13 protein-coding genes and 1 pseudogene are annotated in these 16,110 nt (G+C 71.3%); 12 read left to right on the plus strand and 2 right to left on the minus strand.

Features of this window, described 5'->3' with window-relative positions; translation table 11 throughout:
- Positions 1–79: 79 nt before the first annotated feature.
- The 9 genes and pseudogenes from AOK23_RS33185 to AOK23_RS50650 all read left to right on the plus strand — a co-directional run.
- Entirely contained in the window at positions 80–295 is a 216-nt protein-coding gene (locus AOK23_RS33185) for an MbtH family protein (protein ID WP_055516485.1), read from the plus strand.
- Entirely contained in the window at positions 292–1,188 is an 897-nt protein-coding gene (locus tag AOK23_RS33190; RefSeq protein ID WP_240496681.1) for a dimethylarginine dimethylaminohydrolase family protein, read from the plus strand. Before AOK23_RS33185 ends, AOK23_RS33190 begins: the two co-directional genes overlap by 4 nt.
- Positions 1,189–1,573: 385 nt before the next feature.
- Positions 1,574–2,803 (plus strand): cytochrome P450 family protein, encoded by a 1,230-nt coding sequence (locus tag AOK23_RS33195; RefSeq protein WP_055716249.1) that lies wholly within the window; start codon positions 1,574–1,576, stop codon positions 2,801–2,803.
- Positions 2,804–3,058: 255 nt separating this feature from the next.
- Entirely contained in the window at positions 3,059–3,556 is a 498-nt protein-coding gene (locus tag AOK23_RS33200) for an AAA family ATPase (RefSeq protein WP_055541637.1), read from the plus strand.
- 192 nt (positions 3,557–3,748) lie between these two features.
- Positions 3,749–4,777, plus strand: coding sequence for an N-acetyl-gamma-glutamyl-phosphate reductase (gene argC / locus AOK23_RS33205; RefSeq protein WP_055716250.1), 1,029 nt, complete (start codon positions 3,749–3,751; stop codon positions 4,775–4,777).
- Positions 4,774–5,925, plus strand: coding sequence for a bifunctional glutamate N-acetyltransferase/amino-acid acetyltransferase ArgJ (argJ, locus tag AOK23_RS33210; RefSeq protein WP_055716251.1), 1,152 nt, complete (start codon positions 4,774–4,776; stop codon positions 5,923–5,925). Before argC ends, argJ begins: the two co-directional genes overlap by 4 nt.
- A 59-nt stretch (positions 5,926–5,984) precedes the next feature.
- Entirely contained in the window at positions 5,985–6,932 is a 948-nt protein-coding gene (gene argB / locus AOK23_RS33215) for an acetylglutamate kinase (RefSeq protein ID WP_055716257.1), read from the plus strand.
- Positions 6,929–7,624, plus strand: a 696-nt coding sequence (locus AOK23_RS50645; RefSeq protein WP_240496682.1) for an aminotransferase class III-fold pyridoxal phosphate-dependent enzyme, incomplete at its 3' end; no start/stop codon positions are given. The genes argB and AOK23_RS50645, both read left to right, overlap by 4 nt.
- A gap of 2 nt (positions 7,625–7,626) precedes the next feature.
- Positions 7,627–8,104 (plus strand): annotated as a pseudogene (locus tag AOK23_RS50650) (aminotransferase class III-fold pyridoxal phosphate-dependent enzyme); the annotation flags it as partial.
- A gap of 92 nt (positions 8,105–8,196) precedes the next feature.
- Here AOK23_RS50650 and AOK23_RS33225 read toward each other — a convergent pair.
- Entirely contained in the window at positions 8,197–9,726 is a 1,530-nt protein-coding gene (locus AOK23_RS33225; protein ID WP_055716253.1) for an MFS transporter, read from the minus strand.
- Between the two features lie 256 nt (positions 9,727–9,982).
- On the opposite strand from AOK23_RS33225, the gene AOK23_RS33230 reads away from it, so the two are divergent.
- Together AOK23_RS33230 and AOK23_RS33235 are read left to right on the plus strand one after the other, a co-directional pair.
- A complete protein-coding gene (locus AOK23_RS33230) occupies positions 9,983–10,735 on the plus strand; it encodes a TetR/AcrR family transcriptional regulator (protein WP_055716254.1) in 753 nt (250 codons plus the stop codon).
- A gap of 193 nt (positions 10,736–10,928) precedes the next feature.
- Positions 10,929–12,560, plus strand: coding sequence for a serine hydrolase domain-containing protein (locus AOK23_RS33235; protein ID WP_240496683.1), 1,632 nt, complete (start codon positions 10,929–10,931; stop codon positions 12,558–12,560).
- A 77-nt stretch (positions 12,561–12,637) separates the two neighbouring features.
- Here the strand turns inward: AOK23_RS33235 and AOK23_RS33240 are convergent, their stop codons facing one another.
- Positions 12,638–13,915, minus strand: coding sequence for an acyltransferase family protein (locus AOK23_RS33240; protein ID WP_055716255.1), 1,278 nt, complete (start codon positions 13,913–13,915; stop codon positions 12,638–12,640).
- 362 nt (positions 13,916–14,277) lie between these two features.
- Between AOK23_RS33240 and AOK23_RS33245 the strand changes: the two genes are divergently transcribed.
- A partial coding sequence (locus AOK23_RS33245; RefSeq protein ID WP_055716259.1) for an MMPL family transporter occupies positions 14,278–16,110 on the plus strand: 1,833 nt, incomplete at its 3' end.

A 16,110-nucleotide genomic window follows, 5' to 3' on the forward strand; every position in this document is an offset into this window, starting at 1 on the left:
CCCCGAGACCGCGGCCCCGACAGCACCGACCGTTCGACCACACACCGATCGACGTACACCGAGAAGGAGTGACCCCGTCATGAGCACCAACCCGTTCGACGACGCCAACGGCACCTTCCACGTCCTCGTCAACGACGAGGAGCAGCACTCGCTGTGGCCGACCTTCACCCAGGTCCCGGCGGGCTGGCGGGTGGTGTTCGGCGACGCCGGCCGCCAGGACTGCCTCGACTACATCGAGCGGCACTGGACCGACCTGCGACCCAAGAGCCTCCGCGAGGCGATGGCCGGCGCATGAGCGCCCGCCGCGAGGGTGTCCTCGCCCGCCCTCGCGCGGCGGTGCGCCGCCGGACCCCCCTCCGGCCGGCGTACCGCCGCGGGGAGCGCACCGCGACCCGCCGCCGGTACCTGATGTGCCAGCCGTACCCCTTCGACGCGGTGGAGGCGGACCGCCCCTGGACCGACCGGTCCTCCGCCCCTCTCACGTCCCGGCGGGCCCTGATGCAGTGGGGCCGTCTCTACAGCCTCTATCTCTCGCTCGGCCATGACGTCCGGCTGATCGGCCCGCTGCCGGGTCTTCCCGACGCGGTCCGCGCGGCGGCGACCGCGGCGGTCGTGGACGGCCGGGTGCTGGGGGCGCGCCGAGGCGGTCCGGCGGGTGAACCGGCGTACCTGGACTGGTTCCGCACGCACGGCTTCACGGACGTACGGGGTGCCGTCCACGCCAACGAGGGCGCGCGGGACGTCCTGGTCACCGACCGCTGGATCCTCGCCGGCCGCCAGGTGGGGAGCGCCCCCGAGGCCCACCGCGAGGCCCTCGACTTCTTCCGGCGCCCCCTGATCAGCCTGGAGCTGGCGGACCCCCGCTTCCAGCACCTCGACACCGCGCTGGCCGTCCTGGACGGCGACGAGGTGATGTACCACCCGGCGGCGTTCACCGAGGTCAGCCGGGACGTGCTGGCCGGCCTCTTCCCCGACGCACTCCTGGTCGACGAGCCGGCCGCGGCGTCGCTGGCGCTCAACGCGGTCAGCGACGGCCTCCATGTGGTCCTGCCGGAAACGGCGGAAGCGGTGGCGCCGGCCCTGCGGGAGCGGGGCTTCCGCCCGCTGCTGCTGGATCTGTCGGAGCTGGTGAGGGGAGACGGAGGGGTCAAGTCCTGCACGCTGGAGTTGGGACCGGGCGCCTCATAGCTCGGGGGTGCGCGGTTCGTCGGCGGGTGCGGGTGGTGTGTGGCTGGTCGCGCAGTTCCCCGCGCCCCTGGAAAAGCAGGGGCCTGCGGCCCCGTGCTTTTCCAGCTGAGGGCCGGGCCGCAGGCCCGAGCCGTCAGGGGCGCGGGGAACTGCGCGACCAGCCACGACTCACCCGCACCCGCCGACGAACCCACCTCCCGAGCTCTCCCGCGAACCACGGCACCACCCCAAGAAGGGCCGCGCAGGCGAACCCCCCGCCGCGCGGCCCTTCCTCATGCCCGACAACCCCACACTCCCGAGCAGTTGAACGCGGTAGGAAACATACCGCTGTCCCGGTATGTTTCAAGCCAACGCCAGCCAGCCCGGAGCCACGGACGGAGACCCCATGTCCCAGGAAGTCCTCAGCCTGACCTCGAAGTTCGTCAGCACCCCCGGCGGCTTCACCAGCCTCCGCGAGCAGGCCCCCCTCGTCCGGGTGACCCTCCCGGACGTCGAGACCCCGGTCTGGCTGCTGACCCGCTACGAGGACGCCAAGGCCGCCCTCACGGACCCCCGCTTCGTGCGGGACAACCGCAAACTCCCCGGCGAGGACGGCCCGAGCATCGCCGACCAGATGATCGAGGCGTACGGGCTGCCCGCGGAGTACCGCGACTACCTCGGCATCCTCGTCCTGGCCGACGGCGAGGACCACACCCGGATGCGCACCCTGATCACCCGCGCCTTCACGGCCCGCCGTATCAACGCCCTGCGCCCGAAGATCGAGAAGATCACCCACGACCTCTACGCGGCGATGGCCGCCAAGGGCGAGGCCGACCTCCTGGAGGACCTCAGCCACCCCCTCGCCGGCTTCGGCGTCTGCGAACTCATCGGCGTCGACGCGGCCGACCAGCCGCAGATCTGCGCGTGGATCCGCGACTACATCTCGGGCGACCCGGAGCGGTTCATCCCGGCCCTCAAGGGCATGGTCGAGCACTGCAAGAAGCTCATCGAGGAGCGCACGGCCGCCCTCTCGGACGACCTGATCTCCGAGCTGATCCGGGTGAGCCAGGAGGAGGGCGACTTCGGCGAGACCGAGATCGTCGCGATCTTCCTGCTGCTGATCAACACGGGCATCATGCCGCCAGCCCACTTCATCGCCGACGCGATCCTCGCCCTGCTCGACCACCCCGACCAGCTCGCCCGGCTGCGCGAGGAGCCCGAGCTGCTCGCCGGCCGCGCGGTCCCCGAGCTCCTCCGCTTCACCACGCCCGTCCCGATCGGCGCCCCCATGTACGCCACCGAGGACCTGGAGCTGGGCGGTATGCCGGTCAAGCAGGGCGAGGTGGTCACGGCCGCGCTGGTCGGTGTGAACCACGACCCGCGCGAGTTCCCCGGCGGCGCCGACAAGCTCGACATCGGCCGTGAACTCGGCCGCGGCGTCGGCCACATGGCCTTCGGCCACGGTCCGCACTTCTGCATCGGCGCCGCCCTCGCCCGCCTCCAGGCCGAGGTGGTCCTGGAGACCCTGTTCGTCCGTAACGACGGCCTGACCCTCGCCGTGGACCGCGAGGCGCTGGAGTACGTGGCGATGCCGGGCGACGGCATCCACCTGGTGTCGCTCCCGGTGCGCTTCTGACACCGCCGGATTCGTCCTCGCCCTCTTCTCCGGCAGCCATGGACTGAACACCCACCCCTGGTCGATCCTTGACGGACAGACGTGGGGGCCGGGTTCACATCCCTTGGACATCCCCGTACACGATCCCCGTACACGATTCCCGTACTTCTCGAACACCCTGATCAACGGCCCGCCCGGAGCGGGCCGTTCGGTCATGTACGGGCTCCTCGGCGGTACGCACCCGGCTCGTCCACCAGATCCGAGAGGAGACGAGCCATGGCCGACGCCGTTCTGCCCGACCCGGTTCTGATCGTGCTGCTGGGCGCGGCGGGCAGTGGGAAGAGCGCGCTCGCCGGAGCCTGGCCGCCGAGCGCGGTGCTGGAGCTGGACGAGTTCCGGGAGCGGATCTGCGACGACCCGATCGACGAGGACGCCACGGACGAGGCGGTCCACGTCCTGGGCGAGGTGCTGGAGGCACGGCTGGCGCGCCGGCTGACGACGGTCGTCGACGCCGACGGCCCCGACCGGGTGGTGCGGGCGAAACTGCTCGACATCGCCGGCCGGCACCGGGTCCCGGCGGCCGCGCTGATCATGACCACACCGCTGGAGACCTGTCTGGAGCGCAACGCCCGGCGCCCGCCGGAACGCCGCGTCCCCGACGACGTCGTACGCCTCCAGTACGCGGAGACCGTCGACGCGACGCCCGGACTGCCGGGGGAGGGGTTCGGGCATGTCGAGGCGGTGTACGGAGGACCGATGCGGCTGGTGAGCTGAGCCCGCGATCCTCCGTGGAACCCTTGAACGCCTGGTCAGCGGGGCGGTGGTGCCGTGTCGGCGCCGCCGCCCCGTTCGCTGTGCGCGGCCGGGGAAACGGCCCCGCATTGTTGTCATGGACATGATTGAACGCCTTGTTGGGGCGCTCCGGCCCCGGTTACAACGGCAACCCATGCCAATCCGGGAGGGGTCATGACAGTGCGAGCAGCCGTAGCCGGAGCGAGCGGATATGCGGGAGGTGAGCTTCTCCGCCTGCTGATCGGGCACCCGGAGGTGGAGATCGGCGCCCTGACGGGGAACGCGAACGCCGGGCAGCCGCTGGGCGGACTCCAGCCGCATCTGCCGCCCTTGGCGGACCGGGTGCTGGAACCGACCACCACCGAGGTGCTGAGGGGACACGACGTCGTGTTCCTCGCCCTGCCGCACGGCCAGTCGGCGGCCGTCGCCCGGGAGCTGGGCCCCGACGTCCTGGTCGTGGACTGCGGCGCCGACTTCCGGCTGCGCAGCGCCGGCGACTGGGAACGCTTCTACGGCTCCCCGCACGCCGGCACCTGGCCCTACGGCCTGCCCGAACTCCCCGGCGGGCGCGAGCGGTTGCGCAGCACGAACCGGATCGCGGTGCCGGGCTGCTACCCGACCGCCGTCTCCCTCGCCCTCTTCCCCGCGTACGCCGCCGGTCTCGCCGAACCCGAGGCCGTGGTCGTCGCCGCGTCCGGGACCTCCGGCGCGGGCAAGGCGGCCAAGCCGCACCTCCTCGGCTCCGAGGTCATGGGGTCGATGAGCCCGTACGGCGTGGGTGGTGAACACCGGCACACCCCTGAAATGATGCAGAACCTGAGCGCCGCCGCGGGGGAGCCGGTCTCCGTCTCCTTCACCCCGACCCTGGCGCCCATGCCCCGCGGCATCCTCGCCACCTGCAGCGCGAAGGCGAAGCCCGGGACCACCGCCGACGACGTACGCGCCGCGTACGAGAAGGCACTGCACGACGAACCGTTCGTCCGGCTGCTGCCCGAGGGGCAGTGGCCCGCCACCGCCGCCGTGTACGGGTCGAACGCCGCACAGATCCAGGTCGCCCTCGACACCTCGGCCGGCCGGATCATCGCGATCAGCGCCATCGACAACCTCACCAAGGGCACCGCGGGGGGTGCCGTCCAGAGCATGAACATCGCCCTCGGGCTCCCCGAGGACCTGGGGCTTTCCACGATCGGAGTCGCACCATGAGCGTCACCGCAGCGAAAGGTTTCACGGCGGCGGGCGTCGCCGCCGGAATCAAACAGAACGGCAATCCGGACCTCGCCCTCGTGGTCAACAACGGGCCGCGGTCGGCCGCCGCCGGCGTCTTCACCTCCAACCGCGTCCAGGCCGCCCCCGTCCAGTGGTCCCGCGAGGCTCTCGCCGACGGCCATGTGTCCGCGGTCGTCCTCAACTCCGGTGGCGCCAACGCCTGCACGGGCCCCGAGGGCTACCAGGACACGATCACCACCGCCCAGCGGGCCGCGGAGCTGCTCGGCCGCGGCGTCGAGGAGATCGCGGTCGCCTCGACCGGCCTCATCGGCGTACGGCTGCCGATGGACAGGCTGCTCACGGGCCTGGAGAGGGCCGCCGGGCAGCTGTCCGAGCACAGCGGCGAGAAGGCCGCCATCGCCATCAAGACCACCGACACCGTGCACAAGACATCCGTGTACCAGGGCGACGGCTGGACCGTCGGCGGCATGGCCAAGGGCGCCGGCATGCTCGCCCCCGGGCTCGCCACCATGCTGGCCGTGATCACCACCGACGCCGACCTGCCAAGTGCCGTGCTGGGGAAGGCACTTCGCGACGCCACCCGTACCACCTTCGACCGCGTCGACTCCGACGGCTGCATGTCCACCAACGACACCGTCCTGCTCCTCGCCTCCGGCGCCGCCGAAGTCGCCCCCGCCGAGGAGGAGTTCGCCGAGGCCGTACGCGCCGTCTGCGCCGACCTCGCCCGGCAGCTCATCGGCGACGCCGAGGGCGCGAGCAAGGACATCCGCATCGAGGTGACCGGCGCCGACAGCGAGACCGACGCCGTCGAGGTGGGCCGCACCATCGCCCGCAACAACCTCCTCAAGTGCGCCATCCACGGCGAGGACCCCAACTGGGGCCGGGTGCTGTCCGCGATCGGCACCACCTCCGCCGTCTTCGACCCGGACCGGCTGAACGTCGCCATCAACGACGTCTGGGTCTGCAAGGACGGCTCGGTCGGCGAGGACCGCTCGCTGGTCGACATGAGCGGCCGCGAGGTCCGCGTCACCGCCGACCTCGCCGCCGGCACCGAGTCCGCCGTGATCTGGGCCAATGACCTGACCGCCCAGTACGTCCACGAGAACAGCGAGTACTCGTCGTGACCTCACCCATAGGAACCGGCGCCGACGCCGGACCCGACAGCCCTCTCACCCCCACCGGCATGGCCGCCGACCGCAGACAGAAGGCGCTGCCCAAGGCCCATGCCCTGGTCGAGGCACTGCCCTGGATGGCCCGCCACCGGGGCAAGACCATCGTCATCAAGTTCGGCGGCAACGCCATGGTCGACCAGTCGCTCAAGGCGGCCTTCGCCCAGGACATCCTGTTCCTGCGGCACGCCGGCCTGAACCCCGTCGTCGTGCACGGCGGCGGCCCGCAGATCAGCGCCCAGCTCGAACGCCTCGGCCTGAAGTCCCACTTCACCGGCGGCCTCAGGGTCACCACCGACGAGACCATGGACGTCGTCCGCATGGTCCTCGCCGGTCAGGTGCAGCGCGAACTCGTCGGCCTCCTCAACGAGCACGGACCGCACGCCGTCGGCATGACCGGCGAGGACGCCCGGCTGATGACCGCCGTGAAGTGCTACGCCGACGTCGACGGCAAACCGGTCGACATCGGCCGCGTGGGCGAGGTCGCCACCGTGGACGCCGGGGTCGTCCAGGCCCTGATCGACAACGGCCGCATCCCGGTCATCTCCTCCATCGCCCGCAGCTCCGACGCCAAGGACGCGGCCGAGGGCGGTGTCTTCAACGTCAACGCGGACACCGCGGCCGCCGCCCTCGCCGCCGCGCTCGGCGCCGAGATGCTGCTCATCCTCACCGATGTCGAGGGCCTGTACGCGGACTGGCCGCACAGCGAGGAGGTCATCCCGAGGCTCAGCGCGAGCGAACTGCGCGATCTGCTGCCCGGCCTGGCCAGCGGCATGATCCCCAAGATGGAGGGCTGCCTGCACGCCGTCAGCAACGGGGTGCGCACCGCCCGCGTCATCGACGGCCGGGTCAAGCACTCGATCCTGCTGGAGATCTTCACCAACGAGGGCATCGGCACGATGGTCGTGCCCGACGAGACCGAGTCCTCGGCAGCCACGGCCCGAATGGAGGCGGCCGCATGAGCGACGATACGACCGGCACCGCACCCGGCACATCCGGCGACCTCACCCGCCGCTGGCAGGGCGCCATGATGGACAACTTCGGCACCCCGCGACTGCCGCTGGTGCGCGGCAGGGGCACCCGCGTCTGGGACGCGGACGGCCGCGAGTACCTGGATCTGCTGGCCGGGATCGCGGTCAACTCCCTCGGCCACGCCCACCCGGCGATCCTGCGCGCCCTCACCGAGCAGGCGGCCGGTCTCGGCCACATCTCCAACTTCTTCGTCGCCGAGCCGACGGTCGCCCTGGCCGAGCGCCTCCTCGAACTCTCCGGCCGCGCGGGCCGCGTGTACTTCTCCAACTCCGGCGCCGAGGCCAACGAGGCCGCCTTCAAGATGGGCCGGCTGACGGGCCGCCCCCACATGGTCGCCGCCGCCGGAGGTTTCCACGGCCGCACCATGGGCGCCCTCTCCCTCACCGGCCAGCCGGCCAAACGCATCCCGTTCGCCCCGCTCCCCGGCCCGGTCGACCATGTCCCGTACGGCGACGTGGACGCCCTGCGCGCCGCGGTCACCCGGGACACCGCGGTGCTGATCCTGGAGCCGATCCAGGGCGAGAACGGCGTGATAGTCCCGCCCCCCGGCTATCTGACGGCGGCCCGTGAGATCACCGAGGCCACCGGCACCCTCCTCGTCCTCGACGAGGTGCAGACCGGCNNCGTCGAGGCGGACGTCGTCACCCTGGCCAAGGGGCTCGGCGGCGGCCTCCCGATCGGCGCGACCCTCGCCTTCGGCTCCGCGGCCGACCTCCTCACCCCCGGCACCCACGGCTCCACGTTCAGCGGCAACCCGATCGTCTGCGCGGCGGCCCTGGCGGTCCTGGAGACCATCGAGACCGAGGGCCTGCTGGCCCACGTGAAGCGGGTGGGGGAGAGACTGCGAACGGGCGTCGAGGCCCTGGCGCACCCCTTGGTGGCCGAAGTCCGCGGCGCGGGCCTGCTGCTGGGCATCGCCCTGCGGGAGCCGAAGGCCGCGCGCTTCCAACAGGAGGCCCAGCAGGCGGGTTTCCTCCTGAACGCGGCGACCCCGGACGTGATCCGCCTGGCCCCACCGCTGATCCTGTCGGAGGAGGACGCGGACCGCTTCCTGCACCAGCTCCCGGCCATCCTGGAGGCGACGGTGGTGGAGCGCTCCTAGGCGCACGTCCACACACCGGCGGGGCCCCACGGACGTCCGTCCGTGGGGCNNGCCCGCCCGGGGGGCCCCGCCGTCATCACCGTCCCGTCGCCTCAGTGCACCCCCACCACCTCAGGCGTCTTCTCCTCACTCGCGGGCGCCGCCTCGCCCTTGCCCGCCCCCTTCATCAGGAACAGGGCCAGCACGGCCGCGCCCACGACCCCCGCGGCACCCACGGTGAAGCTGCTGGACACCGCGTCGGTGAACGCCTCGTGGACGGTCGAGACGAGCCCCGCGTCGTTCGTCCGCGCGGCCACGGCGAGCCCCTCGCCGATGGTCTCCCGCGCGGCGGCCGGTGCGGACTCCGGCATCTCGGAGGTGTACGTGCTGGACAGCACCGCACCCAGCACCGCCACACCGAACGCCGCACCCGCCTGCTGGATGGTGTCGTTGAGGGCGGAGCCCACCCCCGCGTGCTCCTGGGGAACCGCGCCCATGAGCGCCGCGATCGCCGCCGGCATCGCGAGACCCGCGCCCGCGCCCATCAGCACCATCGCCACCGACAGCGTCCCGAAGCCGTCCCCGGGGGACAGCGTCGACAGCGTGGCGAACCCGCCGGCGATGACCAGCAGACCGGAGACGGCGAGCGCCCGGTTGCCGATCTTCTTGGCGAGCGCGGCGCCGACCCCGTTGAAGACGAGCGAGGCGACGGCCGCGGGCATGAACGCGAGGCCGGTCTTCGTGGGCGAGTAGCCCAGCACGAACTGGAGGTACTGCGTGAGCACCAGCATCAGACCGCCGTTGGCGAACGTCAGCAGGACCAGCGAGAAGCTCGACCCGGTGAACACCCGGTTCCGGAACAGCGCCACGGGCATCATCGGCTCCGGGATCCGGGTCTCCCAGATCCCGAAGGAGACCAGCGCGACCACGGCCACCACGGCCGCCGTCAGCGTGGCGGGGTGGGTGATGCCGTCCTTCGGCCACTCGTTGATCGCCCAGACCAGCGCCGTCATACCGACGACGGACAGCACCGTGCCGACCGGGTCCGGCTTGCGCCAGGGCCCCTTGGACTCCGGCATCAGCACCAGCGCCGAGACGATGGCGAGCGCCGCGATCGGGATGTTGATGAGGAAGACGGCGCCCCACCAGAAGTGGGCGATGAGCACACCGCCGAAAACGGGCCCGCCGACCAGCCCGATCATGGCCACCGCGCTCCACGCGCCGATCGCCTTGGGCCGCTCGTCCTCGTCGAAGACCGTGATGAGGATGGACAGGGTGCTCGGCATCAGCAGAGCGCCGCCGATGCCCATCAGCACCCGGGCGAAGATCAGCATCTCCGCACTGCCGGCCCAGGTGGCCAGCACGGAGGCGGCCCCGAACACCGTCAGGCCGATGATCATGACCTTGCGGCGGCCGTACCGGTCGGACAGGCTCCCCGCGGTCAGCAGCAGACCGGCGAAGACCAGCATGTAGGACTCCAGGATCCACTGGATGTCCTGGGCGCTCGCCTTGAGGTCCTCGGCGATCGGCGGGACCGCCACCGTCAGCACCATGTTGTCGATGACCAGTACCAGCGTGCTGAGGCACAACACGATCAGGATCAGCCAGCGGCGTGGATGACGCTCCGTGACGTCGACTTCCATGACGAAACCTTTCGAACAGAGTGTGGGGCTGCTCCGGACCTCAATAAAACCAGCAACGCGGTTTGTTATCCAGTCGGTTTCACGCCGCCCGCACCGGACGTCTTCGAGCCGTCGTTCTCCGTGCGGCGTCGGGCCACCGTTTTCCGTACGACGTGCGCTCGTCGAACACCGTACGAGAGGCGTACAGTGTTCGCAAGCTCCGTACGGTGTTTCCAGATGCCGTTACCCTGAAGCCCGGGAAAGACGAGGAGGCCGCATGTCCGAGAACCAGGTGATCCAGTCGGTGTGGACCCGCCCGCGCCGCCAGAAGCGCGAGCAGCCCGCGCTGAGCCGGGAGGTCATCGTGGCCGAGGCCGTGCGGCTGCTGGACGAGGAGGGCGCCGCGGCGCTGAGCATGCGCCGCCTCGGCACCCGGCTGAACGCGGGAGCGACCTCGATGTACTCGCACGTGGCGAGCAAGGACGAGCTGATCGAGCTGGTCGTGGACCACGTCTACGGCGAGATGGAGGTGCCCGGTCCGGACGCGGCGAAGGACTGGCGGGCGGCGGCGTCGGCCTGTGCCCACAGTGTTCGTTCGACGATCTTGCGCCACCCCTGGATCGCCCCGATGCTGGGCGAGGTGGGTGTCTCCCTGGGGCCGAACTCGATGCGGCTCACGGAGGGCATGCTCGCCATGCTGGAGGAGGCGGGCTTCGACCTGGAGCAGGCCGACCACGTGGTGCGGATCCTCTTCGCCTATGTGATCGGCATGACCACGAGCGAGGCCGCCTGGCTCACGATGCTCGCCCGCAGCGGGCAGAGCCAGGAGGACTGGACGCGCAAGGTGTGGCCGGCGGTCGAGCAGGCCACCCGCGACTATCCGCACCTCCGTCGGCGCTACACCGCGCAGGAAGGCGGCCGCTCGTCCGAGGTCCTCGTGGACAACTTCGGCTACGGCCTCGACTGGGTTCTGGACGGCCTGAGGTCCCGCCTGGACCAGGGCTCCCGGAAGGGGGCCGAGACCGGCTGACCGGCCCCCGACCCGCGCGTTCCGCGAACCGTCCACGGCGTTCACCCCCGGCCGTGGGCGGTTTTTCATTGGCTGGTTATGAACGCCGTACGGGCTTGCGCACAGTGTGCGCACTCCGTACAGTGTTCATCACGCCGCACAACGTGTGGTCGGGGCAAGGCCATCGGTATCCCAACCCTCCAAAGGACATGCCATGTCGAAGAAGGCGCAGCAGGGCTCGAAGTGGAACGACCTCCGCACCTGGAGGGCGACCGGCAGCTGGGAGGCCAGCGACAGCTGGGGGCTGACCGGCACCTGGCGGATGGAGGGCGCCTCCGGCTCCTGGGACGCCACGCAGGACACCTTCGGCAGGCCGCATCCGGCACCTGAGCCCGACCCACAGCCCGCGGCGGCCCCCGTGACCACCACCGAGGCCCCCGTCGCCGACGTGATCGAGCTGGCCACCGGCCGCCGTGTCGATCTCGGCCACTGGCAGCGCCGCCTCGACGAACTGCGCGAGGAGCACGACGTGCCCGGCGCGACCCTCGCCTTCGTGGTCGACGACGAGGTGCAGGAGCTGGCCAGCGGCGTCCTCAACCGGCAGACCGGCGTGGAGGCCACCACCGACTCCGTCTTCCAGCTCGGCTCGATCGCCAAGGTCTACACGGCCGCCCTGATCATGCAGCTCGTCGAGTCCGGCGACCTCGACCTGGACGCGCCCGTCGTCTCCGTGCTCCCGGAGTTCGCCACCATCGACCCCGAGGCCACCAAGGTCATCACCACCCGGATGCTGCTGTCCCACACCAGCGGCCTGACCTGCGACTTCCACCTCGACACCGGGCGCGGCGACGACAGCCTCGCCAAGTACGTCGAGGCCGCCAAGGGCGTGGCGATGGACTGCCCGCCGGGCACGGCCGTGTCGTACAGCGGCATCGGGTACGTGGTGCTCGGCCGCATCGTGGAGGTGCTGACCGGCACGACCTGGGACCAGGCGCTCAAGGACCGGCTGCTCACCCCGCTCGGCCTCACCCACACCATGACGCTCCCCGAGGAGGTCCTGCCGTTCCGCGCGGCGATGGGACATCTCGCCGGGCCGGACGGTGAGCAGGCGCTCGCCCCGGCCTGGGACCTGATGCCGCGCGCCGCCGGCCCCGCCGCCCGCGTCTGCGCCACCGCCGGTGACCTCGTCCGCTTCGCCAAGCTGCACCTCGACGGCGGCGGGGCGGCCGACGGCACCCGCGTCCTCGGCCCCGACTCGGTCGCCGCGATGCAGCAGCGCGAGACCGACGTGCCCGACAAGTGGACGGTCAGCGCCGACGGCTGGGGCCTCGGCTGGACCCTCTACGACTGGGACGGCGTGCCCGGCTTCGGCCACGACGGCGCCTCCATCGGCCAGTACGCCTACCTCCGCGTGGTGCCGGGCGCCGGTGTCGCCGTCGCCCTCCTCACCAACGGCGGCGGCTCCCGCCTGCTGTACGCCGACCTCCTGCGCGAACTCCTCGCCGACCTCGCCGGTGTGACCATGCCGGCGCCGTTCGCCCCCGCCGAGCAGCCGCCCGCCGTCGACATCACGCCCTGGGCCGGCACCTACAAGCGCGAGGGCGTCCTCATCACCGTCTCCGAGCGGGACGGCAGGCCGCACCTGGTCTACGCCTTCGTCGACGGCATGGCCGGCTACTCCCCGGACCTCGAGATGGAACTCGTCCCCCTCTCCGGCACGGTCTTCGCCGGCGCGGGCGGCGGCGCCTCCTTCGCCGAGGACTGGATGCCGGTGGTCTTCTCCACCCTCGACGACGGCACGAAGTGCGCGTACATCGGCATGCGGGCGGCCCCGAAGACGGCGTGACCGCCCGGGGGCGCCGGGTTGTGACACGCGAGCGCCGGTCCCCCTGTGGGACCGGCGCCCGACGTCGTGGCGCACGCTCACACGCGGGCCGTTCGCTTCTCCGGTTCCGCGATCGGCCGGTGCGACCGGATGCGGAACCGCCTCAGCAGCGGCATCTCGACGAACGTGTACGACAGCCAGCCGGCCAGCACCGACAGTGCCAGCACGAACGGCAGCAGAGCGAAGAACGCACCCGTCCCCAGCTGCCCGAAGTCACTGTCGAGCAGGTACCAGACGGTGACCTGCATGATGATCAGGTGCCACAGGAACATCCCGCAGGAGTTCCGCCCGAGCCACACGAGCGTCGGCCGGGAGAGCAACCGCTCCGGCCCGCTGCCCTGCGCCAGCAGCAACGGCGCCGCGAGCCCCACCGCGACCACCATGTGGCAGACGTACTTGAGGGCGGCCTCCTCCTTCGTGAGCACGATCGACGCGATGCTGCCCGCCCAGTCCGTGTTGGACACGGCGAACGCCACGGCCGCCGCACCCCAGAAGGCCCACGGGTTGTTCCGGACGAACTCCACGAACGCCAGCCGCTGCCCGGTACGGGCCTTCGCGGCGACCAGCGCGAGCAGCATCCCCGCCGCCAGGAACCCGAGGTAGCCGCGCAGCCACCACAGCGACGGCGGGCCCAGCGGGCTCGACGGGCTGGTGGCGACGAGCCAGGTGAAGTCGGCGACGATCACCGCGGTGAGCAGCGCCCCCGCCAGCTTCAGGCTCTTGGTCGCCTTCAGCGCCCGGTGCAGCACGAACGCCGCCACGGGCAGCGCGATGTAGTAGTGCACCTCGGTGGCGAGGCTCCAGGTCTGCGCCCAGTTGGTCATGCCCGGATCGGTGCGCAGGTCCGCCCAGTTCTGCACGTGCTGCACGGTCAGCAGCCGCACCGTGCGCCACACGTCGTCGAGCTGCTCCCGGTTGAACACCACCAGCGCGGTGACCATGAACAGCCAGTACGCCGGGAAGATGCGCAGGACGCGGTGCCAGTAGTAGTGCAGCGTGTTCGGCGCCTTGCGGCCGCCGAGCGCGGCGTCGGCCCAGGGGCGGTAGAGCAGATAGCCGCTGATGATCAGGAAGATCGGGATCGCCACCAGGAAGCCCGTCATCACCGGGGCGAAGGGCCCCGGCTTGCCGGTCTTGTCGATGAGCGCCCCGGTCCACTGGGCGAGGTGCGCGACGAGCACCATCAGCGTCGCGATCGCGCGCAGGCCGTCCACCGCGGGCTCGAAGGTCCGCTCGGCCCGTACGGGGGACTCCTTGGCGCCGGGCACGGCGTTGACCGGCGGTGCCGGCCGAGGTCTGTCCAGGGAAGTGGTCACGGCGAAGGGCCTCTCGTTCGGTAGGGCGGTGCTGACGTTGGCCGGGACGCTAACAAACCGCTCACGCGGTTTTCCAGATTGGCGAAAAGTGGTCGTTCGCCCTCCGCTCCCGCCATGGACCTCGCCCGGGTGCTCTGGCCTGGTCATCTGCGGCCAAACCCAACTGCCCGAAGCCATGCGGATGTTCAAGTGTCCGATCCGCGCACTTCCCTGAAATGACCAAACCGCTCACGCGGTTTGTTAAGGTGGTCGAGTTTTCGGAGTCTTCCGAGTTCTCGGAGCCTCGGAGCCCCTCGGGTTCCTCGGGGTCTCCGGAGTTTCCGACCCCCCACCCAGCGAACCCGACGGGAGTCCCCTTCGCCGTGGCTACGTTCCTCTACAAACTGGGCCGACTCGCCTTCCGACGGCGAGGCCGGACAACACTGTTGTGGCTGCTGATCCTGGTCGGCGTGGGCTATGCCGCCTCCGCCGCGCCGGCGCCGCCCGCCGACACCTTCTCGATGCCGGGCACCGAGTCGCAGAAGGCCTTCGACCTGCTCAAGGAGCGCTTCCCGGACGCGAGCGCGGACGGCGCCACCGCCCGCGTGGTCGTCCGCGCCCCCGAGGGCAAGGTCTCCGACCCCGCCCAGAAGGCCAAGGTCGAGCAGCTCCTCGCCGACCTCGCCAAGGCGCCCCTGGTCAAGGGCGTCGCCGACCCCTACCAGGCGGGAGCCGTCAGCAAGGACGGCACCACCGCCTACGCGACCGTCCTCTACGAGGTCGCCGCCACCGAGCTGACCGACAAGGCGAAGGACGCCCTCACCGAGGCCACGGCCGACGCCCGCAAGAGCGGACTGACCGTCGAGGCGGGCGGTGACGCGGTCGCCGTGGAAGCCGCCAAGAACAACGCCGAGTCCCTCGGCATCCTGGTCTCCGCCGTCGTCCTGCTGCTGACCTTCGGCTCGATGGTCGCCGCCGGCATGTCCCTGCTGACCGCCGTCATCGGTGTCGGCGTCGGCATCTGCGGCATCACGGCGCTCGGCTCCACCCTCGGCCTGTCCAGCACGACCTCCACCCTGGCCCTGATGATCGGCCTGGCCGTCGGCATCGACTACGCCCTGTTCATCATCTCCCGCTACCGCTCCGAGATGCTGGAGGGCCGGGACCGCGAGGAGGCCGCCGGACGCGCCATCGGCACCGCGGGATCCGCCGTCGTCTTCGCGGGCCTGACCGTCATCGTCGCCCTCGCCGGCCTCGCCGTCGTCAACATCCCGATGCTCACCAAGATGGGCCTCGCCGCGGCCGGCACGGTCGCCGTCGCCGTGCTCATCGCCATCACGTTCGTCCCGGCGCTCCTCGGCTACGCCCCCTTCAAGACGCTGCCCCGCCGTGAGCGCAAGAAGATCTCCGGCAAGCCGCTCAGCGCCCGCCAGCAGCGCAAGGCCGCCAAGCGCGCCGCCAAGGCCAAACCCAACCTCGGCTCCCGCTGGGCCGGCTGGGTGCTGCGCCACCCGGTCGCCGTCCTGCTCCTCGGCGTCATCGGCCTCGGCACCCTCGCCGTCCCGGCGGCGAGCCTGGAACTGGGGCTGCCCGGCGAGGGCACGATGGCCGAGGACACCACCCAGCGCAAGGCGTACGACATCCTGTCGGACTCCTTCGGCGCCGGCTTCAACGGCCCGCTGCTCCTGACCGTCGAGGCCAAGGACGCCAAGGCCGCCGCCGACCGCGTCGGCAAGGACCTCGCCGACCGGCCCGGTGTCGCCTCCGTCAGCCCCGCCACCGTCAACAAGGCGGGCGACACGGCGATGGTCAACGTCATCCCGACGACCGGCCCGACCGACGCGAAGACCGAGAAGCTGGTCCACTCCCTGCGCGCCGCCGCCGGCGGATTCGAGAAGGAGATCGGCGCGACCGTCCTGGTCACCGGCCAGACCGCCCTGTTCATCGACTTCTCCGAGACCCTCGACGACGCGATGGTCCCGTATCTGGGCCTCGTCGTCGGACTCGCCTTCGTCCTGCTCGTCCTCGTCTTCCGCTCGGTCCTGGTCCCGCTGAAGGCGGCCCTCGGGTTCCTGCTGTCGGTGACCGCGGCGCTCGGTGCCGTCGTGGCCGTCTTCCAGTGGGGCTGGCTCAAGGACGTCTTCGGCATCGACCAGCCCGGACCGATCATGAGCACCATGCCGATCTTCATGATCGGCGTCGTCTTCGGTCTCGCC

Source organism: Streptomyces torulosus (assembly GCF_001419765.1).
Classification (GTDB): Bacteria; Actinomycetota; Actinomycetes; order Streptomycetales; family Streptomycetaceae; genus Streptomyces; species Streptomyces torulosus.